The sequence below is a fragment of the Candidatus Pseudothioglobus sp. Uisw_086 genome (assembly GCF_048085745.1).
GTDB lineage: Bacteria > Pseudomonadota > Gammaproteobacteria > PS1 > Pseudothioglobaceae > Pseudothioglobus.
The window spans coordinates 1,636,758-1,655,690 of sequence record NZ_CP159803.1 but is presented as its reverse complement, the minus strand read 5'-3'; the positions used below and the strand labels follow the sequence as shown (position 1 = coordinate 1,655,690).

Genomic DNA, 18,933 nt, shown 5'->3' with positions numbered 1-18,933 from the left:
AAAGCTATTTTTCTTTTCCTGCCATAAGTTCTTTCCAGCCCAAGTAAGCATTAACGCCTGCCCACATGATAGCTTTTGGCATCAATTTTTTTGGCGCTTCTTCATCAACAAAATTAGGTACAAGACTACTAATTGCCCCACTAATTTTTTCAGCAGTAATGATGCCAATTGCTGTCCCTTTAGCAGTTCCAAGGCCATTTTGACAGCATGCAGAATAAACACCCTCTTCAACCTCTCCCTGTGCAAAGACATTATTAAGGCTGAGGCAAAGTCTTCCTCCCCAGCAATATTCCATAGTGACATTATCAAGCGAAGAAAATCTAGCATTAAAGGATGATGAGTGACTTGTTGCTGCAGAGCGCATAAACAAATCTGAAGCTTCCATATTTGGATTGTAAGACCAGCGATTTCTTATCAGAATGCGATCTCCACCAATACCTGAGATCCGTCTTACTGAAGACCCCATTGCATCAGCTGAGGTAAGCCCCCATTTTTGTGAACCTCCTAATATATTAGATTCATTTGAGGTTAATTTTCTTGACATAGATGAGTAAGTAAAAATAGTCATCAGTCTGTTTTCAAAGTATCCAAAACGCTCAACCATTCCATTGACTGCCAATATAATTTTTGAACTTGATATTGACCCCATTTTGGTTTTGGCCTTCCATATTTTTTCACCATCATGCATGCCTTCATCAATTAAGTCAATCACTGGAGAGTTTTCATAGATTGTTACATTGGAGTGTTTAGAAACTCCATCCGCTAGTGATTGAATATAAAGCGCTGGCTGAAGCATTGCTGTACCAGGAGTCCAAAGTCCATTAATGTAATAATCTATTCCAGTTAAATCTTTCATTTCTTGAGTATCAAGTATCTTATAGCTTTCACTCGTTTTATCCAGATGTTTGGCATACTCGGTGTTGAAATTTATACCCTTTTTGGTTGCTGCTGCATTTGTTTTGCCGACAAGTTGTATTGCTTCAGACGGCATTTCATACTCTTCTGAAGTGCTCTTAGCAAACTGAATTGCTGAGCGATTAATAAGGGTCTGTTCACGATCTTTTTCTAAACTTCCAAGGTAGTCATCGGAGGCTAGGTTGTGAGGAAGATCAATCATAAAGCCTGAATTTCTTCCCGCGGGACCCTCACCAATTTCACAGGCTTCAAGTATTGCAATTTTTGCATCCTTATTGATTTGATTCAAACGACGAGCTGCAGAGAGGCCAGCAAAACCTCCACCAATAATCAGATAGTCTATGTTGATATTTTCAATAAGCTGATTATTAACCTTTCTTTTAGGAAGGATCTCTTTCCAGCCTGTTTGACCAGGATTTTTTGGTAGCTTAATTTTGCTCATTCCTACTCTTTTAATCTACCGACTCTTCTGGGGCTCGATCGGAGAGATCAATCCAAATTGTCTTTAATTCTGTGTATTGATCATGAGCATGAATGGAGTTATCTCGTCCGCCAAAGCCAGATTGTTTATATCCTCCAAATGGAGTACTCATATCACCTTCACCGTAACAATTAACAGTCACTGTTCCAGCTTTAATTGCCCTAGCTGCTCTGATTGCTTTTTTACCATTAGCAGTAAAGACACTTGCAGCAAGACCATATTCGGTATTATTTGCAACGGCAATTGCTTCATCAAATGACTTGACAGTTATCACCGAGAGAATAGGGCCAAAAATCTCTTCTTGAGCTAATTTTGAATTAGGATCAACATGATCAAAAATAGTTGGAAGCACGTAGTTCGGTTTTTCAGTTTTCCCACCAGTAATCATGTTGTCATTTTTTAGATAGCTGGTTACTTTTTTGAAGTGTTCAGAATCTACTAATGAGCCAAGATAATTTGATGGATTTAGAGGGTCTCCGGTTTTCCAGTCTCTAAGGTGAGCAAGCATTTTTTCTAATAAGGCATCTTTGATGTTTTCTTGCACGATGAGTCGGGAGGCTGCAGAGCAATTCTCACCCATATTCCAAAATGCAGCATTAACAATATGTTCTGCAACTAGGTCTAAATCTTCAGCATCGTCTAGGACAATTGCTGGATTTTTACCACCACACTCAAGAACAATTTTCTTTAAATTTGAGTCCGCTGAATAGCGGAGAAAGCGACGTCCGGTCTCAGTGGAGCCCGTAAACGAAACCATATCAACGTCAGGATGAAGACCGATTGGTTCTCCAACATCAGGACCCATCCCAGGTATGACATTTAATACGCCTCTTGGGATACCCGCGTCTATGGCTAATTCAGCCAACCTTAGGGCGGTTAGACTGGTTTGCTCAGCAGGCTTAACAATGACAGAATTTCCAGCAGCCAGTGCAGGCGCTATCTTCCAGGCCATCATTAACAGTGGGAAATTCCAAGGCAGAACGCAGCCAACAACACCAATTGGTTCTCGTACAATAACTGCTAAAGCGTCTTCACCTGAAGGTGCAGTTTGGTCATATATTTTATCAACAGCTTCAGCATGCCAAAGAAGGCAAGCAATGGTCTCTGGAAGGTCAATTATTTCGCAATCTCTAATTGGCTTTCCGGAGTCAACACTTTCCATCACTGCGAGTTCATGAATATTTCTTTTAATGAGCTTTGATAATTTAATAAGCCCTTCTTTCCTTTCACTTGGGTGGAGTTTCGACCAATGTCCTTGATCAAAAGCTTCCCTTGCTTTAGTTACAGCGTGGTCAACATCTTCTGAGTTGCATGCAGCAATATTAGCGATAACTTTTCCAGTAGCTGGGTTGATTGTTTCAAAAGTGTTTCCTGATTTAGACGACTTAAATTGCCCATTGATGAACGCATTTGTCGGGAAATCAAGTGACTTTTCAATAGCTTTGTATTCTTTGTGGGTTAGTAGGCCTGACATTTAGCTACCCTCCTGTGTAATTAAATTAATAGTATGATTCATAACTCTGATAACCTGTTCAAGTTGACGTTTATCATCTTTATTAAGTGGTTGTAATGGTTTTCTTGGAGGTCCAACTGGAAGTCCTCTCATGGTTGCACCATGCTTTATACATTGGATAAATTTACCACCTTGCTCTAGCACTCTCATTAGAGGCAACATTGCAGACATGATTTGCCTACCTTTATCAAAGTCACCTTCAACTCTGCAGGCTTTATAAAGGGCAACATGAGCTTCGGGCGCAAAGTTGGATCCAGCACATACCCATCCACTCGCGCCCCAAGCAAAAAATTCTAATGCTTGATCATCCATTCCACAGCAAAGCTGGATATGGGGGTAATCTCTTGCTAACAAGTGAAGGCGATTAATGTCACCACTACTTTCTTTGATCGCACAAAAATTTGATGATCTTCCAACTCGATCAAGATACTCTTCTCCCATCATCGACCCCATGCGTCCTGGATAGTTATAGAGCATAATCGGTAGGTTTGCAGCCCGATCAATTGCGAGAGCATGAAGTGCATTCTCTCTTTCAGTTGGCAGCGCATAGGGGGGTGTTGCAACCAAAATTCCGTCTGCCCCAATTTTGGCAGCCTCTTCTGCATAAAAAACAGAGTCTTCAGTGCGAATCGCACCAGTTCCAACTATATATGGAAGTCGACCATTAATGATATCTTTGCAAACCTTCATTACCTCTAGTCGCTCGTCGACATCTTGAGCATAGTACTCACCAGTTGTTCCTGCAATAACTAGCCCATGAACTCCGCTCGCAATGAGGTCTTCAATAATAGCCTCAATAGCATCAAAATTTATTGAACCCTTGTCATCATAGGGCGTAATTATGGGTGTGTATATTCCTTCAAACTTCATATTTTCTCCTAAGGGCTGGGGAGGCTAATTTTTGCCATCCTTCCTCCATCAATAGTATATACCTGTCCAGTAACAAAACTTGATTCTGAAGATGCAAGCCACGAAACTAGGGAGGCAACTTCTTTAGTTTTACCGGTTCTATTGAGTGGGTGGATACTACCAATGTTTCGTCTAAAGTGTTCTGAGTCTGGCATTGCATTTATAAAATCCTCATTGAGCTCAGTGTCTATCCAGCCTGGTGCAACTGCATTACAACGAACCCCATCTTTCCCATGGTCAACCGCAATAGCTCTGGTAAGTCCATGAAGACCAGCTTTACTTGCAGAGTATGCTGCATGTTTTGGGTTAGCTCCAATTCCTTCAATAGAGCCTATATTTACAATGCATCCTTTAGAGCTAATAAGAAAAGGCATAGCAAACTTACTTAATAGAAATGGCGCCGTCAGGTTTACCGCTAGCGTTTGATTCCAGTCCTCTATACTTGTATCTTGAATGGATGATTCCATCATCATTCCAGCATTGTTGATTAAGACATCAATACAACCATACTTTTTAATAATTTTCTTAATACTGTTAGAGCATTCTTGCTCTTTACTTAAATCACACTCAATAGATTCAAACAACTCCGATTTTCCTCTTTGAATAGTACAAATTTTTGCACCTTCTTCTGCAAAGCGCTCCGCACATTCCAAGCCAATGCCTCTAGTAGCACCTGTGATAACAATAATTTTATTAGAAAACCGCTTTTCCACCATTTATCTCCACTAAAGATCCACAGACATAGCTCGCTTCATCTGAGGTTAAAAATGCAACAACATCAGCAATTTCCTCTGGCTCTGCTATGTGTCCAATTGGTACTGATTTATTTAATTCATTTATCGCATCATCAGGGTTTAGACCTCTTATTTCAAAACCAGTTCTGAGCATTGGGGTATTTACTTCATTGGGGCAAACTGCATTAATGCGAATATTTTGATGAGCATGATCTCTTCCTAGGCACTTGGTCATTGCTGCTAAGGCAGCTTTCGTTGTACAGTACACTAGATGATTTGGTCCTGGATTTACTCCCCAACAGGAGGATACATTCACAATAGAGCCGCCTCCTGCTTTTGTCATTAGAGGTATTGCGGCTCTGATTAAGCGAAAAGGTGCCTCAACATTAATCTTCATCGATAATTCGAAATCTTCATCAGTTGCCTGGGTAATATTTCCTCGACGCATTAAACCAGCATTGTTGATAAGGATATTAATAGCACCAAGTTTGTTTTGAACTTCCTTTGTTAGATTATCGCAGTAGTTTTTATCTAACAGATCACCAGGAAATGCCACCGCTTTTCCACCTATTTTTTTTATTTCATCAGTAAGAAAGTGAGCTTGATCCTGGGATTTGTCAGCGATTGCTATTATGTGGCCTTGACTTGCATATTTATTGACAAGCGCTTTTCCAATTCCTCCACAGGCACCTGTTATAAGAACAACTCTCGATTTATTATTCATAGCCTAATACTCTTGATTTAGAGCTTCCATTGTTGGAATAATTTGCTCTCTTCTGGCAATAAAATCAAGCAGCTCTTCGTCCTTACCTTCATCTAGTTTTGGTTCTTGGTAATCAGCCAGTAGTTTTTTTGCCCCCTCAATTCCCCTTTGAATGGTGTCCTTACTCCCATCAGCTTGCCACTGTTCAATGGAGTTATTGTCAAATAATTTAGGCATAAAAAATGCTCGCTGAAAATTATCCATAGTATGCTGGTGTCCGAGATAGTGACCCCCAGGACCAACATCTCTGATTGCTGCTAAGCCCTCCTCAAAATCATCCCAGCGAATACCTTCTGCCATCCTATAGCCCATTTCGCATTGCTCAGCATCGACTACAAATTTTGCCATTGAGCAGTGCATTCCAGCTTCATTCCACCCCGCAGAGTGCCAAATATAGTTTGCTCCAGATAAAAGAACGGCCATCATTGTAGATGCGCTCTCATAGCCTGATTGGGCATCAAAAACTTTAGATCCGCCAAGTGTATTAGAGCTTCTCCATGGAACCTTATAGTGCCTAGCCATTTGGCCAATCATAAAATTCATAAGCGAAATTTCTGGAGTTCCTGCCATTGGAGCGCCAGATTGCATGGAGACGGTAGCTAAGTAGTGACCGTAGATAGCTGGTGATCCTTTCCTTATTACTTGTGTGTATGCTAGCGCAGAGAGGGCTTCGGCATTTACCTGAGCAACAGTTGGTGCGACACTCGCTGGTGTGTTTGCGCCTCCAAGTACAAAAGGAGAACAGAGTACGGGCTGATTATGTGCAGAAAATACCCTTAATGCTGAGAGCATGGTTTGATCCCAAACAAGTGGAGAGTTTCCATTAATATTCCCAGTAACTACTGGATGAGTATCCATGTATTTCTCTCCAAATAGAATCTTGCACATCTCAATTACATCTTCCGCATTCTTCCCACTACTTGTCATGCCCATAAAAGTTTTATCTGAGTGCTTCATAGAAGAATAAGTAATTCTTAGATGACGATGCGAGATTGGATGGTCCATTGGTTCAACGATATGGTGAGCGCTTGAATGAATGGCAGGAAGCATATGAGATAGTTTGTGAAAGTTAGCTAGATCTTCAAGTTTTGGCCAGCGCCTTTTGTTTTCAAGATCACATATAAAAGGGGCACCAGTCATCGGAACAAAAATAGAGTTATTGCCACCAATTTCTAGCGATTTTTCTGGGTCACGGGCATTCATAGTGATGCTTTCTGGGATGCTTGAGATTAGTTCACGAATAAGGCCTCTATCAAAACGAACGCGCTCACCTTTGACGTCAGCGCCAGCCTTCTTCCAATCTTCGAGGGCAATTGGGTCATGAAACTCAACGCCTACATCTTCAAGAATTGATAAAGATGCGTCATCCATTTTTAAAATCTGCTCTTCACTCATTGGCTCTGTAAGTGGGATTTTGCGCTTCAAAGTAGGGAGCATTTCAATCTTGACTTTTAGTCGATCTGTTCTTCTTGCATCCCTACCAAGTCTTTCAGAAGATTTAGCCATAATAGTTTGATTACAATATATTTAATATATGTATCGTAGATTAAATATTTGTTAAATGCAACATTAATTTTTCATACAAACATGAAAAATACTATATTAACTTATCGCCTTATATTCTTGATAAATCAGCAATAAAGAGTAAAATTTAATATTTTAAAATTAAATAAAAAATAATGTCAAATCTGTCTAATAACTTTATAGCCGGCGACTGGGTCAAGGGTTCTAGTTCGATATCTAACATAAATCCTTCCGACACTAACGATGTCATTGGTGAGTATGCGCAAGCAAATAATGCTCAGCTAGAGGACGCCCTTAACTCTTCTCAAATTGCGCAAAAGCATTGGGCTGCTACTGGGTTAGAGCAGCGACAAGCTGTTTTGATGAAGATTGGTGAAGAGATGATGGCTCGAAGTGCTGAGTTAGGAGAGCTGCTTTCTCGTGAAGAAGGTAAACCGGTAGCTGAAGGCAAAGGAGAAATTTATAGAGCTGGTCAATTTTTTACTTACTACGCTGCTGAAGTGCTTCGTCAAAGTGGGGATACTGCAGATTCAGTTAGGCCAAACATTGAAATTGATGTTCGACGAGAAGCTATGGGGACTGTTGCAATTATTTCTCCTTGGAATTTCCCAACTGCGACTGCAAGCTGGAAAATTGCCCCTGCATTAGCATTCGGTAATGCAGTTATTTGGAAGCCTGCCAACTTAACTCCAGCGAGCGCCGTTGCATTAACAGAAATCATTGCAAAGCAAGATATTCCAAAAGGATTGTTTAATTTAGTTATGGGGTCTGGATCATCTATCGGTCAGGCTTTAGCTGAAAGCCCAAAAGTCCATGCTATTAGTTTTACTGGGTCCTATGATGTTGGCCTTCAAATAGCTGGTGCTGCGGCAAAAAACTTAACGAAGTTTCAATTAGAACTTGGCTCTAAAAATCCATTAGTAGTAATGGACGATGCAGATATTGATGTTGCTGTTGCTGCCGCTACTGGCGGTGCTTTTGGAAGTACAGGTCAAAAGTGTACTGCCTCATCAAGGTTAGTTGTTCATGCATCAATTCATGATGAGTTTGTTGATCGAATGAGTCAATCTACTTCAGCTCTTAAGGTTGGACATGCGCTCCATGAAGGGACTCAAATTGGCCCAGTAGCAAGTCAACAGCAACTTGACTCAAATCTTAAATACATGTCTTTAGCTAAAGAAGAGGGCTGTGAAATAGTATGTGGGGGTGAAAAACTGGAGCTCGATAATCCTGGCTTTTATATGCAGCCTGCCTTATTAGTTGGCGGTAATAACACTATGCGAGTGAACCGAGAAGAATTATTTGCACCTATGTCTTGCGTTATTAAGGTTGCGGATTATGACGAAGCTCTATCAGTTGCCAACGACACAGATTTTGGTCTTGTTTCAGGCATTATTACTCAGTCACTATCACGAGCAAGTCATTTTCGAAGAAACGCAGAGAGTGGATGCGTAATGGTGAATTTACCAACAGCTGGTACTGATTATCATGTTCCTTTTGGTGGTAGAAAAAACTCAAGTTTTGGTCCTAGAGAGCAAGGATCATATGCAAAAGAGCTATATACTCAAGTTAAAACTTCATATATTTCTAGCGGAAACCCATAATGGCTCATCCATCACTTTTTATTGACGCACTTCAGTATAACAATTGGAGTGAAGAGGTCTTCAAACAAATTAATGATGGTGGTCTTAGTGCGGTCCACGTTACAATTTGTTACCATGAAGACTTTAAGGAGATGGTGAAAAATGTTATTGATTGGAATCACCGTTTTGAAAGTTTTTCAGATTTAATTTTTCATGGTAAGTCTGCAAGTGATGTTCTTAAAGCTCAAATTGAGGGACGAACTGCAATATTTTTTGGGTTTCAGAACTGTTCACCAATTGAAGACGATATTGGATTGGTCGAAATATGCCATCAATTGGGTGTTAGATTTATGCAGCTCACATATAACAATCAGAGCTTATTGGGCACAGGTTGCTATGAAGAAAATGACCCAGGTATAACTCGAATGGGTAAGCAAGTAATTAAAGAAATGAATAGAGTTGGCTTAGTGGTTGATATGAGCCATTCTTCAGAAATTTCTACGCTTGAGGCGATTGAAATCTCAGAGCGCCCTATTGCAATTACCCACGCTAATCCAACTTTTTGGCATCCTGCATTAAGAAATAAGTCTAATAAAGTTCTTAAGGCTTTAGGTGAAAGTGGCAGTATGCTTGGCTTTTCAGTCTATGCGCACCATCTTAAAGATGGCACCAACTGTTCACTAGAGAGTTTCTGCAATATGGTTGCCGACACTGCCGAAATTATGGGTGTTCATAATATTGGTATTGGAACTGATTTATGCCAAAATCAACCTGACAGTGTTGTTGAATGGATGAGAAATGGAACCTGGACAAATGAGCGTGACTTTGGAGAGGGCTCTGCAAGTTTTGCAGGTTTCCCTGATCAGCCAAAGTGGTTTCGTGATAACCGTGACTTTTTAAATATTGCAACTGGCCTAAAAAGTGTTGGTTTTAATAGCAATGATATTGATTCAATCATGGGTAAGAACTGGCTAAACTTTTTTGAAGCATCATTTGAACCTTTATAATTGGAATTATGACTACAGAAACTGCAATTATTGATATTGAATCTGATTTTATGAGATCACCTGAAAAGGTTATGCGTCTTGAGAGAATGGGTTCTTCATTCCCTACTCGTTTAAGTTTTATGCGAACGCTTATAAGGCGAATGGCTCGTGAGAATTGGAAATTTGAGAGAACTCGTCGAGAAGTTGATAAGGATGGTTATGGTTTAAGTATTTATGCTGTGACGACTCCACATAGGACATATTCATTGGTTGCCTTTACTCAAAAGATACCAGATGAAATGAGAACTGATAGAGTTATTGCAGAAGTATGGGATGCAACTTTTAATCTTTTTGACGGCGTACCCACTCAAGAAGATATTGACTATTTAGCAAATAATACTCCCAAGCAGGAAGGGGGTCGGTATAGACCAAGTGAGCTTGCTTTAGCAAGAGCAAACAAAAGTTTAAGAGTATTTAAAAATGCAGTTGACTCTCTATCAAAAGGCCACCAACCAGATATCGATTTATTAACTTCTGTAGGTTATTTAATGAGAACTTCCGCGGTTTATGGAAGTGGAAAGTTTGGCTGTGCAGATCGAGCTAAGATTGCAGATCGAGAGGAGTGCAAGGCACCATTTCAAATGGAATTGTTAACTGTTTATTTAATTCGCTGGTTTACGATTGATTCAGTTGAAGAGCTTGCAAGAGAAAGAGGTGGTAAAAAAGCAGTTAAACTTGATAAAACTACACGTCAATTTATTGGTGTGGGAAATGCAACAGGATTGGGTATGGCTCCATTTTTACTTAAACACCCAGCATTAATTCATAATTGGGTTGTTGCAAAAGAAACTGCATTAGCAAGAGTAAGATCAATTGAAACTCCAATTGAAGGTACTCTTAAAGTTTTCTTAAAGTCACTGCTTCAGGTTAGTCAGCATGTTGATGAATGGAATGTTGAGGATACTGTCCAGGCTGATAGAATCTTGTGCTTAACAGACGAAATACAATCGCTCAGGATTTGGTGTGAAGATGAGTTTAATATATCTAGACCCTATCCTTGGAATGGAATTTATCAGTTTGTAGAGGATAATTTTTCATTAGAATGTCAAGAGATGGTTGTTTCTTTAATTATTGAGCCTCATGGTTCACTAGTAGATGATCTTGCAGAGACAATGTCAACTAATTTAATTCCAAAATTTAATGCAGATATGTCATTAGCCCAATTAAAAGAAGTTGTTGAAGATTCTTATCAATGGGCTACTAGTATTGATTTTTCTTTAAAAGAATCACAGCACCATTTTTGGTACTATTCTGAAGATAAGTTGGAGCCTAGGTTTGGCTCTAAAGGAATCGATGATGGCGTTGAGCAAGAGATGCCACTGGCTATTGGTAGAGATGTAAGTCAGCTCAATAAAGTATTGTCATCCACTTCTAATGATATTTCAATCAGTGAGTTTGTAATGATGTACCCAGAATTTAGACATATCATTCGTCGAATTCAAAATACTTTTGTCAGGCCTTATTCTGAAGTTCAGGATAATTTATTAAGTGAATCAATGAGGCCACTAGATTTATTACGTTTTAAGTTAGCCTTTTTTGGGGCTTCAAAGTTTGATCCAAAGTCCGACTTATGGACTCGGATATCAATGTATCAAGGTGCTCCAATGCCTGATCAACTGTCAGAGCCAAACCATGATTGCTGGTCATTTCCAATTGCGGGAAGACCCCAGTCATTTCCGTGTATAAATTGTACATGTCAGAAAGTTATTTAACAATTTCATTAAATGAAGTTCTTTTTTATTTCACTAGAGCAGCCTTTGGTGTAGAAGCTCCTATTGGTCTTTCAGAAGACTTTGCAAGAGCCAATATGTGGATTTCAGAAAATGGTTTTGACCCTTCTCTAATTAGCTTAAACGCGCTTGATAATCTAGATAGTCAAGCAAGTAGTTTATCGATTAAATTTGAAAAAACAAAAGCAGGGGGGCATTTATTTTGTCCAGAAGAGAAGCTCTTATCTTCTTTAGAGGCATCTTCAAGTAGTGTTGATTGGGTTGAGATTAATAGTAGAGTCAGTGAATTAAAAATTAGTAATGTTGATTCTCCATTTTTAGTTGTTTCTGCTCTTGGTGCTAATAAATGTAATGGGCTAAAAGTAGTTTGGACTGATCAAGATAAAAATCAATTTCAAGTTAACTTAACTGATAATGAAGAGTGGGAGGTTTTAAGCGCATCATCTAATCCTATAGAATTAAGCAGCAATGCTGATGTATTAATTTCACCTCTAGAAATGAGTGATAAATCCTATAGAGGTAAGAATGTTAAAAAATTTAAGTTAGCTGAAGAGAAATTAAGAGTACTTCATAATGGCGTTAAAGTAGAGGAGAATTGGCAGGCAATTTATAGCTACTTTTCACGCTGCTTGGTTAAATCAAGTGCTGAGTCTAGAGCTTCAGGTGCAGGCGCAGGACTAGTTGATACAGACTAATTTAGCATTCAATAAAGCTTACAGCCAAGCCGCCTAATGACGTCTCTTTATATTTTGTAGACATATCAAGGCCAGTTCTTTTCATAGCTGCAATACACTGATCTAGCGAAATTAAATGTTCACCACTTTCTCTAAGCGAAAGTGAGCTTGCAGTATACGCCTTAACTGCACCAAATCCATTTCTCTCAATACAAGGAACTTGAACAAGACCCTTGACTGGGTCGCAAGTCATTCCAATATGGTGTTCTAGCGCCATTTCTGCAGCATTTTCAATTTGTGCTGTTGTGCCACCTCTAACAGTGCATAAAGCTGCAGCAGCCATTGAGGATGCTGAACCTACCTCTCCTTGACAGCCAACCTCAGCTCCTGATATAGAGCTGTTATGTTTTATTAGCCCACCAATCGCAGATGCTGTTAATAAGAATTGACGAATTTGTTCTTGAGTTGCCGACTTATGTTTATAGAAGTAGTAAAGAGTTGATGGAACTACACCTGCTGCTCCATTAGTGGGCGCAGTCACTACCATGTGACCAGCAGCATTTTCTTCATTTACTGCCATGGCATATGCACAAAGCCAGTCACTAGAATTTGTATTTTCTGGATCACTCTGGAGGCTTTCATGTAATTTTTTTGCCCGCCTCTTGGTATTTAAACCACCCGGTAATATACCTTCAGTTGCAAGACCATTCTCAACACAAGTTTTCATTGCATCCCAGATAGTATCAAGCTCCTTATTCAGAATTTTTTCAGGAATATTTTCTATTTCATTGGCGAGCTTCATTTCCCAAATAGTTTTATCATGCTTTTTAGACATTTCCAGCATTTGATCTGAATTATCAAACGGGAATGGATAAGCTGAGCTGGACTCCGCTGCAATGGGCGCTTCAACATTATCTATTTCAGCTAATGTAGATATAAAACCACCACCGATAGAGAAATAAGTATGTGAAATTAGAATTGAATCTGACTGGTCAAGAAGCTCAAAAACCATACCATTCGGGTTTTGCTTTAATGAGTTTCTGGTGTCAAAAATGATATCATCTTCCGAAAAGAATGAAACTTTTTGAGTGTTGTTGATAGCTATATTTTTTGAGTTCCAAGTTCTCTCAATGACTTCATCCATATTCTCTTTAATGATGGTATTTGGAAGATATCCATTAAGTCCAAGAGTGACAGCTTTATCTGTTCCATGTCCAACTCCTGTATAAGCTAAAGAATTCTTTAGAGTACATCTAATATGATGCATATGACCAGCAGGATTTGAATCTAAAAAATTTCTGACATGCGTCATAAAATCATTGGCAGCAACCATGGGCCCCATTGTGTGCGAGCTTGAAGGCCCAACACCAACTTTAAATAAGTCTAAAACACTGATAAACATAAAAAAATTAGATAATAAGTATTAATAATATTCTACATTAATATTTGATTTTAGCTATTAAAAAAATTCATGGTATCGTGAATTTCTTAATAGCTATTTTTAAGAGTGTTGTCTTAATAAGTAAATTAAAATATCAATATTAATTAGAAAATCACTATGGGTTAAATTATGTCAATAGTATTAGCTTCTACAGACTTCTGGGAGGACATGGAGGTTTGGTCAAATGGCCTGCAAAAGGCTATGCCAGAGATGGATATAAAAGTTTATCCGGATGATGGTGATGTTAATGAGGTTGAGTTTGCTGTTGTCTGGAAGCATCCTCGAGGTATATTAAAAAAATATCCTAATTTAAAGGCAATTCTGTCCTTGGGGGCGGGAGTAGACCATATTATTAGTGATCCTGACTTACCAGAAGGACTACCTATAATCCGCCTGGTCGATAAAAAATTAACTCATGAAATGTGTCTCCATTCACTTCACTGGGTTTTGCATTTTCATAGCGACCAGTATCTTTATAGATCTCAACAACTTAAACGCCAGTGGATTCAGCAAAGCTCTATTCAGACAGAGGAACGAACAATTGGCATTATGGGCCTAGGCAATATTGGTAGAAGTATTGGTAAATTATTAGTTACTCAAAGTTTTAATGTCATTGGCTGGGGCGCTAATCAAAAATCTTCACTGACAGATATTAAATATTATTATGGTCAGGATCAGCTTTCTGATTTTTTAGGCAGGACGAGCATTCTAATTAATGTCCTTCCCTTAACATCTGATACTACTAACATTATTACAAAAAAAGAGCTTAGCCTTCTTCCAAAAGATTCATTTATTATAAATATTGGTAGAGGTGGAATAATTAATGAGGATGATTTGTTGACTCTTCTCAGTGAAGGACATATTAAAGCAGCTGCTTTGGATGTATTTGCACAAGAACCGTTGCCAGAAAATAATTCACTTTGGGACCATCCTTCAGTTTATATAACGCCACATATTGCAGGCCAAAGTAATCCAAGTTCAGCAGGACAAACTATTTCTGAAAACATCTATCGAATCCAAAAAGGAGAATTGCCTTATCCTATATATAGTAGGGCTAATGGGTATTAATTCTGATATAAAACTTTGTGATTAGCTAAAGAAAGACTGGGTGAGTCTTGTAACCATTCTGTCGATATTCACATAATTACGCTATTTATATCAATTCAAGACGAATTGAATTCAACTAAATAAACTATTCTTATATAATATGGCTTTTTGAGACAAATTATAATGTCTAAAGATACGCTAATTCGAACTACTCCTTTGCATCAGATGCACTTAGATGCTGGAGCAAAGATGGTGCCATTTGCTGGGTATGATATGCCTGTAAGTTACCCTCTTGGAATAAAAAAAGAACACAACCACACACGTGAAAAAGCAGGACTTTTTGATGTCTCTCATATGGGGCAGATAAGGTTGGTTGGTGCAAATGCAAAAAAAGCACTTGAGTCTATAGTTCCAGTTGATATTATTGATTTACCCTTAATGAAATTGCGCTATGCTTTATTTACAAATAAATCTGGCGGCGTATTGGATGACTTGATGGTTACCAATCTGGGTGATGAAGATTTGTTTTTAGTGGTTAATGCTGGTTGTAAAAATGCTGATTTAACTCATTTGCAAAGGACAATTGGTGATGACTGTAAAGTAGAGTTCCTCGAAGATGTTGCACTTTTAGCATTACAAGGACCTTCAGCACATAAAGTTTTATCTGAGATTGTACCTTCTATTAGTGAAATGATTTTTATGACCGCTAAACAAGTAGTTATAAATGGAATTGAATGCTTGATAACAAGATCTGGCTATACAGGAGAAGATGGTTTTGAAATTTCATTAGCAGCCAAAGATTCTGAGGAATTAGCAAAACTTTTACTTTCTAACATAGAAGTTGAATGGGTTGGCTTAGGTGCAAGAGATTCTCTTCGTTTAGAGGCTGGATTGTCTCTTTATGGACATGAGCTTGATATTCATCATAGTCCTGTTGAGTCTTCATTGGGCTGGGCCTTATCCAAGGTAAGAAGAACTGGTGGAGAAAGAGAAGGTAATTATTTAGGCTTCGAAACTATTATGAGGCACCTTAATGAGGGCTCTGAATCAAAGGTTGTTGGCCTTCAACCAGAAGGAAGAATGCCTGTTCGAGATGGAGCTATGATTGAAGATGAGTTGGGTAATAATGTGGGAAAGGTAACGAGTGGTGGCTTTGGCCCTAGCATAAATAGGCCAATAGCTATAGCAAGGTTAAAAAAGAGTTATATAGAAAAAAATTCCAAGCTTTTTGCATTAGTTAGGAATAAAAAAATTGCAGTTGAGATTGTAAGTCTGCCATTTGTTAAACAGAACTATTACAGAGGTTAAATATTAATTATGAGGAGCAGTGATGAGTATTAAATTTTCAGAAGATCATGAATGGATTCAATCGCAAGGAGATGATCTAGTAGTTATTGGGATAACAGATTTTGCCCAAGAGCAATTAGGGGATCTGGTTTATGTTGAGTTACCGGAAGTTGGGGATGAGTGTAGCCGCGGAGAGAATATTTCCGTAATTGAGTCAGTTAAAGCTGCTTCAGATTTAGTTGCGCCAGTTTCTGGAACTATTGTTGAAGTTAACAGTCGTTTAGAAGATGAGCCAGAACTTGTAACTGAAGACTCTATGGGCGAAGGTTGGTTTATCAAGGTGAAATTATCAAGTCCTGAAGAATTAGAAGAGTTAATGGATGAAGGCGCGTACAACACTTTTATTGAGGAATAAGGAAAGAGTTTAATGGCTAAAAAAATTGAAGATTTATTAAATAATGATGCCTTTACTACTAGGCATATTGGTTCTTCAACTGAGCAGAAAAATCAGATGCTTGATTATCTTGGTTTTGACAACTTAGATAAGTTAATTGATGAGATTGTGCCAGATGTTATTCGTCGTAAAAAGCCGATGAATATAGCTAAAGGTATGTCGGAGTTGGCAGCCCTTAAAAAATTAAGAAATCTAGCTAGAATGAATATTCGTTATAAGTCATTCATTGGTCAAGGTTATTACAATGCAATCACACCACCAGTAATTCAGCGCAATGTTCAAGAAAATCCCTCTTGGTATACTGCTTATACGCCTTATCAGCCAGAAATATCTCAAGGCCGGTTAGAGGCATTAATGAATTTTCAAACAATGGTCTCAGACTTAACAGGGATGGATTTAGCAAATGCATCAATGCTAGATGAGGCAACCGCTTGCGCAGAAGCTATGACCTTATGTCATCGAGTTAGTAAATCTAAGAGTAATATCTTTTTTGTAGCTAATGATTGTTTTATTCAAAATATTGAAGTAATTAAAACTCGAGCTGAGCCACTAAATATTGAGGTCGTTGTTGGCGATCCTCTGGCTGATCTAAAAGAGCTTGATTGTTTTGGAGTGTTATTGCAATATCCCAATACTTATGGCGGCTATAGTGATTACTCAAATTTAATAGAATTAGTTCATCAAAAAAAAGCACTTGTTGCAGTTAGTGCAGACTTACTTTCTTTAACACTTTTAAAGCCACCTGGTGAAATGGGTGCAGACATAGTAGTTGGTAATACTCAAAGATTTGGAGTGCCAATTGGTTATGGTGGTCCACATGCTGCCTTCATGTCTATCAGTGACAAATACAAAAGGTCTATGCCTGGGCGTATTATTGGAGCATCAGTTGATACTAAAGGAAGGCTTGCTTATAGACTTGCGCTTCAGACAAGAGAGCAACACATTCGCCGTGAAAAAGCGACAAGTAATATTTGTACTGCTCAAGCTCTTCTAGCAATTATGGCAAGCATGTATGCTGTTTATCATGGACCAGATGGACTTAAAAATATCGCTGATCGAATTTTTCGCTACTCAAGTGTTTTTGCTGACGGGATGTCAGAAATGAGATTTCGTATTTTAAATGATACATTTTTTGATACATTAACTATAGAAGTTGAGAACTCTGATGCAGTAGTTATGCAAGCTGAAAAGAATGGATACAACATAAATGTTTTTAGTAAGACACTCGTTTCAGTTTCATTTGATGAGCTGAGTACTCCTGAGGATATAGAGCGCTTATGGAAAATATTTAATACAGAGTCTGACCTAAATACTCAAATTATATTTGAAAAAAATAAGACTCAAATTCATAAAAGTCTAAAAAGAAAATCAAGCTTCTTGACACATAATGTTTTTAATACCTATCGATCAGAAACAAATATGATGCGCTATATTCGGTATTTGGGGGATAAGGATATTGCACTTGATCGCTCAATGATTCCTCTTGGTTCATGCACAATGAAGCTTAATGCTGCAGCTGAATTAATACCAGTATCTTGGCCAGAATTTTCTCAGATCCATCCAGCAGTTCCAATGAATCAAGTCATAGGTTATCAAGAGATGATTAGTGAGCTTGAAGAAATGCTTTGTGAGGCAACAGGTTATGCTGCAATATCACTGCAGCCTAATTCAGGAGCCCAGGGTGAGTATGCGGGGTTAATTGCAATTCGTGCTTATCATCGAAGTAGAGGTGAAGAAAACAGAAATATTTGTTTAATCCCATCTTCTGCCCATGGTACTAATCCAGCATCTGCACAAATGGCTGGTATGAAGGTAATCGTTATTGATAGTGCAGAGGATGGTAATATTGATCTTTTAGATTTAAAAGCAAAAGCAAAAGAACATGCTGATAATATAGCTGCAATAATGATTACATATCCTTCTACTCATGGAGTATTTGAAAAGGATGTAAAAGAGGTTTGTGAAATTGTTCATAAAGCTGGAGGCCAGGTTTATATTGATGGTGCTAATATGAATGCAATGGTTGGTGTTTCTGCTCCAGGTGAATTTGGAGGCGATGTTTCACACCTTAATTTACATAAAACATTTGCTATTCCTCATGGTGGCGGTGGTCCTGGAGTTGGACCAATTGGCGTTAAAGAGCATTTAGTACATTTTTTACCAACAACGCCATTAAATAACACAGATGTTGGAAGTATTTCTGGGGCCCCATGGGGTTCTGGCAGTATTTTGCCTATCAGTTGGATGTATATTGCAATGCTTGGTAAAGAAGGTCTTTATGCTTCTACATGCAATGCAATTTTAAATGCAAACTATATATCAAAGAGACTTGAAAAACACTATCCAATACTTTATAGTGATGAAAATGGTAGGATTGCCCATGAGTGTATTATTGATATTAGGCCCATTAAAGATACAGTTGGTATAAGTGTAGATGATGTAGCTAAGCGACTCATTGATTACGGTTTTCATGCCCCAACTATGTCATTTCCAGTTGCTGGAACGTTGATGATTGAGCCAACAGAGTCTGAGTCATTGGATGAGCTTGATAGGTTTTGTGATGCTATGATACAAATCAGAAAAGAGATACTAAAAGTTGAATCTGGAGAATACTCTACAGAAGATAACCCACTAATTAATTCTCCACATACTCTAGAAATGGTAACATCTACAGAATGGAATTTTTCATATTCCAGGGAAGAGGCAGCATATCCTGTCGAAAGTTTAAGGCGAGTTAAATACTGGCCACCAGTTTCGCGTGTGGATAATGTCTATGGTGATAAGAACTTAATTTGTTCTTGTCCAAGTGTAGAAGATTATAAATAAAAATTT

15 protein-coding genes are annotated in these 18,933 nt (G+C 38.5%); 8 read left to right on the top strand and 7 right to left on the bottom strand.

The features are described 5' to 3' along the window. Nucleotides 1-4 precede the first annotated feature (4 nt). The 6 genes from ABXT49_RS08345 to ABXT49_RS08320 are packed head-to-tail and all read right to left on the bottom strand — an operon-like array spanning nucleotide 5 to nucleotide 6,821. Nucleotides 5-1,357, bottom strand: a complete 1,353-nt coding sequence (locus ABXT49_RS08345) for an NAD(P)/FAD-dependent oxidoreductase (RefSeq protein WP_416651888.1) — start codon at nucleotides 1,355-1,357, stop codon at nucleotides 5-7. A 10-nt stretch (nucleotides 1,358-1,367) separates the two neighbouring features. Next, nucleotides 1,368-2,870, bottom strand: coding sequence for an aldehyde dehydrogenase (locus ABXT49_RS08340; RefSeq protein ID WP_416651886.1), 1,503 nt, complete (start codon nucleotides 2,868-2,870; stop codon nucleotides 1,368-1,370). Continuing rightward, entirely contained in the window at nucleotides 2,871-3,779 is a 909-nt protein-coding gene (locus ABXT49_RS08335; RefSeq protein ID WP_416651884.1) for a dihydrodipicolinate synthase family protein, read from the bottom strand. An 8-nt stretch (nucleotides 3,780-3,787) separates the two neighbouring features. Next, nucleotides 3,788-4,534, bottom strand: a complete 747-nt coding sequence (locus ABXT49_RS08330; protein WP_416651883.1) for an SDR family NAD(P)-dependent oxidoreductase — start codon at nucleotides 4,532-4,534, stop codon at nucleotides 3,788-3,790. Then, nucleotides 4,512-5,276: an SDR family NAD(P)-dependent oxidoreductase gene (locus ABXT49_RS08325; RefSeq protein ID WP_416651881.1), complete on the bottom strand. Its 765-nt coding sequence runs from the start codon at nucleotides 5,274-5,276 to the stop codon at nucleotides 4,512-4,514. Before ABXT49_RS08325 ends, ABXT49_RS08330 begins: the two co-directional genes overlap by 23 nt. A gap of 3 nt (nucleotides 5,277-5,279) precedes the next feature. Continuing rightward, complete coding sequence (locus tag ABXT49_RS08320; RefSeq protein WP_416651880.1) at nucleotides 5,280-6,821, bottom strand: trimethylamine methyltransferase family protein; 1,542 nt, start codon at nucleotides 6,819-6,821, stop codon at nucleotides 5,280-5,282. A 173-nt stretch (nucleotides 6,822-6,994) separates the two neighbouring features. Here ABXT49_RS08320 and ABXT49_RS08315 point away from each other — a divergent pair, with 173 nt between their 5' ends. Genes ABXT49_RS08315 through ABXT49_RS08300 form a run of 4 tightly spaced genes read left to right on the top strand, consistent with a single transcriptional unit; the run spans nucleotide 6,995 to nucleotide 11,893 of the window. Beyond that, nucleotides 6,995-8,443, top strand: a complete 1,449-nt coding sequence (locus ABXT49_RS08315; RefSeq protein WP_416651878.1) for an aldehyde dehydrogenase family protein — start codon at nucleotides 6,995-6,997, stop codon at nucleotides 8,441-8,443. Beyond that, entirely contained in the window at nucleotides 8,443-9,429 is a 987-nt protein-coding gene (locus tag ABXT49_RS08310; protein ID WP_416651875.1) for a membrane dipeptidase, read from the top strand. Before ABXT49_RS08315 ends, ABXT49_RS08310 begins: the two co-directional genes overlap by 1 nt. 8 nt (nucleotides 9,430-9,437) lie before the next feature. Continuing rightward, complete coding sequence (locus ABXT49_RS08305) at nucleotides 9,438-11,180, top strand: hypothetical protein (RefSeq protein ID WP_416651874.1); 1,743 nt, start codon at nucleotides 9,438-9,440, stop codon at nucleotides 11,178-11,180. Further along, complete coding sequence (locus tag ABXT49_RS08300; protein WP_416651872.1) at nucleotides 11,162-11,893, top strand: hypothetical protein; 732 nt, start codon at nucleotides 11,162-11,164, stop codon at nucleotides 11,891-11,893. Before ABXT49_RS08305 ends, ABXT49_RS08300 begins: the two co-directional genes overlap by 19 nt. A gap of 1 nt (nucleotide 11,894) precedes the next feature. On the opposite strand, the gene ABXT49_RS08295 is transcribed toward ABXT49_RS08300, so the two are convergent. Then, nucleotides 11,895-13,274, bottom strand: a complete 1,380-nt coding sequence (locus ABXT49_RS08295) for an L-serine ammonia-lyase (protein ID WP_416651869.1) — start codon at nucleotides 13,272-13,274, stop codon at nucleotides 11,895-11,897. A 168-nt stretch (nucleotides 13,275-13,442) separates the two neighbouring features. Here ABXT49_RS08295 and ABXT49_RS08290 point away from each other — a divergent pair, with 168 nt between their 5' ends. The 4 genes from ABXT49_RS08290 to gcvP all read left to right on the top strand — a co-directional run bounded on the left by ABXT49_RS08290 (nucleotide 13,443) and on the right by gcvP (nucleotide 18,927). Beyond that, nucleotides 13,443-14,381 carry a 2-hydroxyacid dehydrogenase gene (locus ABXT49_RS08290; protein WP_416651867.1) on the top strand — a complete coding sequence of 313 codons (939 nt, stop codon included), beginning with the start codon at nucleotides 13,443-13,445 and terminating at the stop codon, nucleotides 14,379-14,381. Nucleotides 14,382-14,543: 162 nt separating this feature from the next. Further along, nucleotides 14,544-15,668, top strand: a complete 1,125-nt coding sequence (gene gcvT, locus ABXT49_RS08285; protein ID WP_416651865.1) for a glycine cleavage system aminomethyltransferase GcvT — start codon at nucleotides 14,544-14,546, stop codon at nucleotides 15,666-15,668. Between the two features lie 22 nt (nucleotides 15,669-15,690). Continuing rightward, nucleotides 15,691-16,062: a glycine cleavage system protein GcvH gene (gene gcvH / locus ABXT49_RS08280; RefSeq protein ID WP_416651863.1), complete on the top strand. Its 372-nt coding sequence runs from the start codon at nucleotides 15,691-15,693 to the stop codon at nucleotides 16,060-16,062. A gap of 12 nt (nucleotides 16,063-16,074) precedes the next feature. Then, entirely contained in the window at nucleotides 16,075-18,927 is a 2,853-nt protein-coding gene (gene gcvP, locus ABXT49_RS08275) for an aminomethyl-transferring glycine dehydrogenase (protein ID WP_416651860.1), read from the top strand. Nucleotides 18,928-18,933 lie beyond the last annotated feature (6 nt).

Excerpts from the sequence above, each read along its gene's own strand:
- ABXT49_RS08310 (WP_416651875.1), top strand. The coding sequence starts at position 8,443 with ATGGCTCATCCATCACTTTTTATTGACGCACTTCAGTATAACAATTGG.
- ABXT49_RS08305 (WP_416651874.1), top strand. The coding sequence starts at position 9,438 with ATGACTACAGAAACTGCAATTATTGATATTGAATCTGATTTTATGAGA.
- ABXT49_RS08330 (WP_416651883.1), bottom strand. The coding sequence starts at position 4,534 with ATGGTGGAAAAGCGGTTTTCTAATAAAATTATTGTTATCACAGGTGCT.
- ABXT49_RS08340 (WP_416651886.1), bottom strand. The coding sequence starts at position 2,870 with ATGTCAGGCCTACTAACCCACAAAGAATACAAAGCTATTGAAAAGTCA.
- ABXT49_RS08335 (WP_416651884.1), bottom strand. The coding sequence starts at position 3,779 with ATGAAGTTTGAAGGAATATACACACCCATAATTACGCCCTATGATGAC.
- gcvP (WP_416651860.1), top strand. The coding sequence starts at position 16,075 with ATGGCTAAAAAAATTGAAGATTTATTAAATAATGATGCCTTTACTACT.
- gcvH (WP_416651863.1), top strand. The coding sequence starts at position 15,691 with ATGAGTATTAAATTTTCAGAAGATCATGAATGGATTCAATCGCAAGGA.
- ABXT49_RS08315 (WP_416651878.1), top strand. The coding sequence starts at position 6,995 with ATGTCAAATCTGTCTAATAACTTTATAGCCGGCGACTGGGTCAAGGGT.
- ABXT49_RS08300 (WP_416651872.1), top strand. The coding sequence starts at position 11,162 with ATGTCAGAAAGTTATTTAACAATTTCATTAAATGAAGTTCTTTTTTAT.
- ABXT49_RS08290 (WP_416651867.1), top strand. The coding sequence starts at position 13,443 with ATGTCAATAGTATTAGCTTCTACAGACTTCTGGGAGGACATGGAGGTT.
- ABXT49_RS08295 (WP_416651869.1), bottom strand. The coding sequence starts at position 13,274 with ATGTTTATCAGTGTTTTAGACTTATTTAAAGTTGGTGTTGGGCCTTCA.
- ABXT49_RS08325 (WP_416651881.1), bottom strand. The coding sequence starts at position 5,276 with ATGAATAATAAATCGAGAGTTGTTCTTATAACAGGTGCCTGTGGAGGA.
- ABXT49_RS08320 (WP_416651880.1), bottom strand. The coding sequence starts at position 6,821 with ATGGCTAAATCTTCTGAAAGACTTGGTAGGGATGCAAGAAGAACAGAT.
- ABXT49_RS08345 (WP_416651888.1), bottom strand. The coding sequence starts at position 1,357 with ATGAGCAAAATTAAGCTACCAAAAAATCCTGGTCAAACAGGCTGGAAA.
- gcvT (WP_416651865.1), top strand. The coding sequence starts at position 14,544 with ATGTCTAAAGATACGCTAATTCGAACTACTCCTTTGCATCAGATGCAC.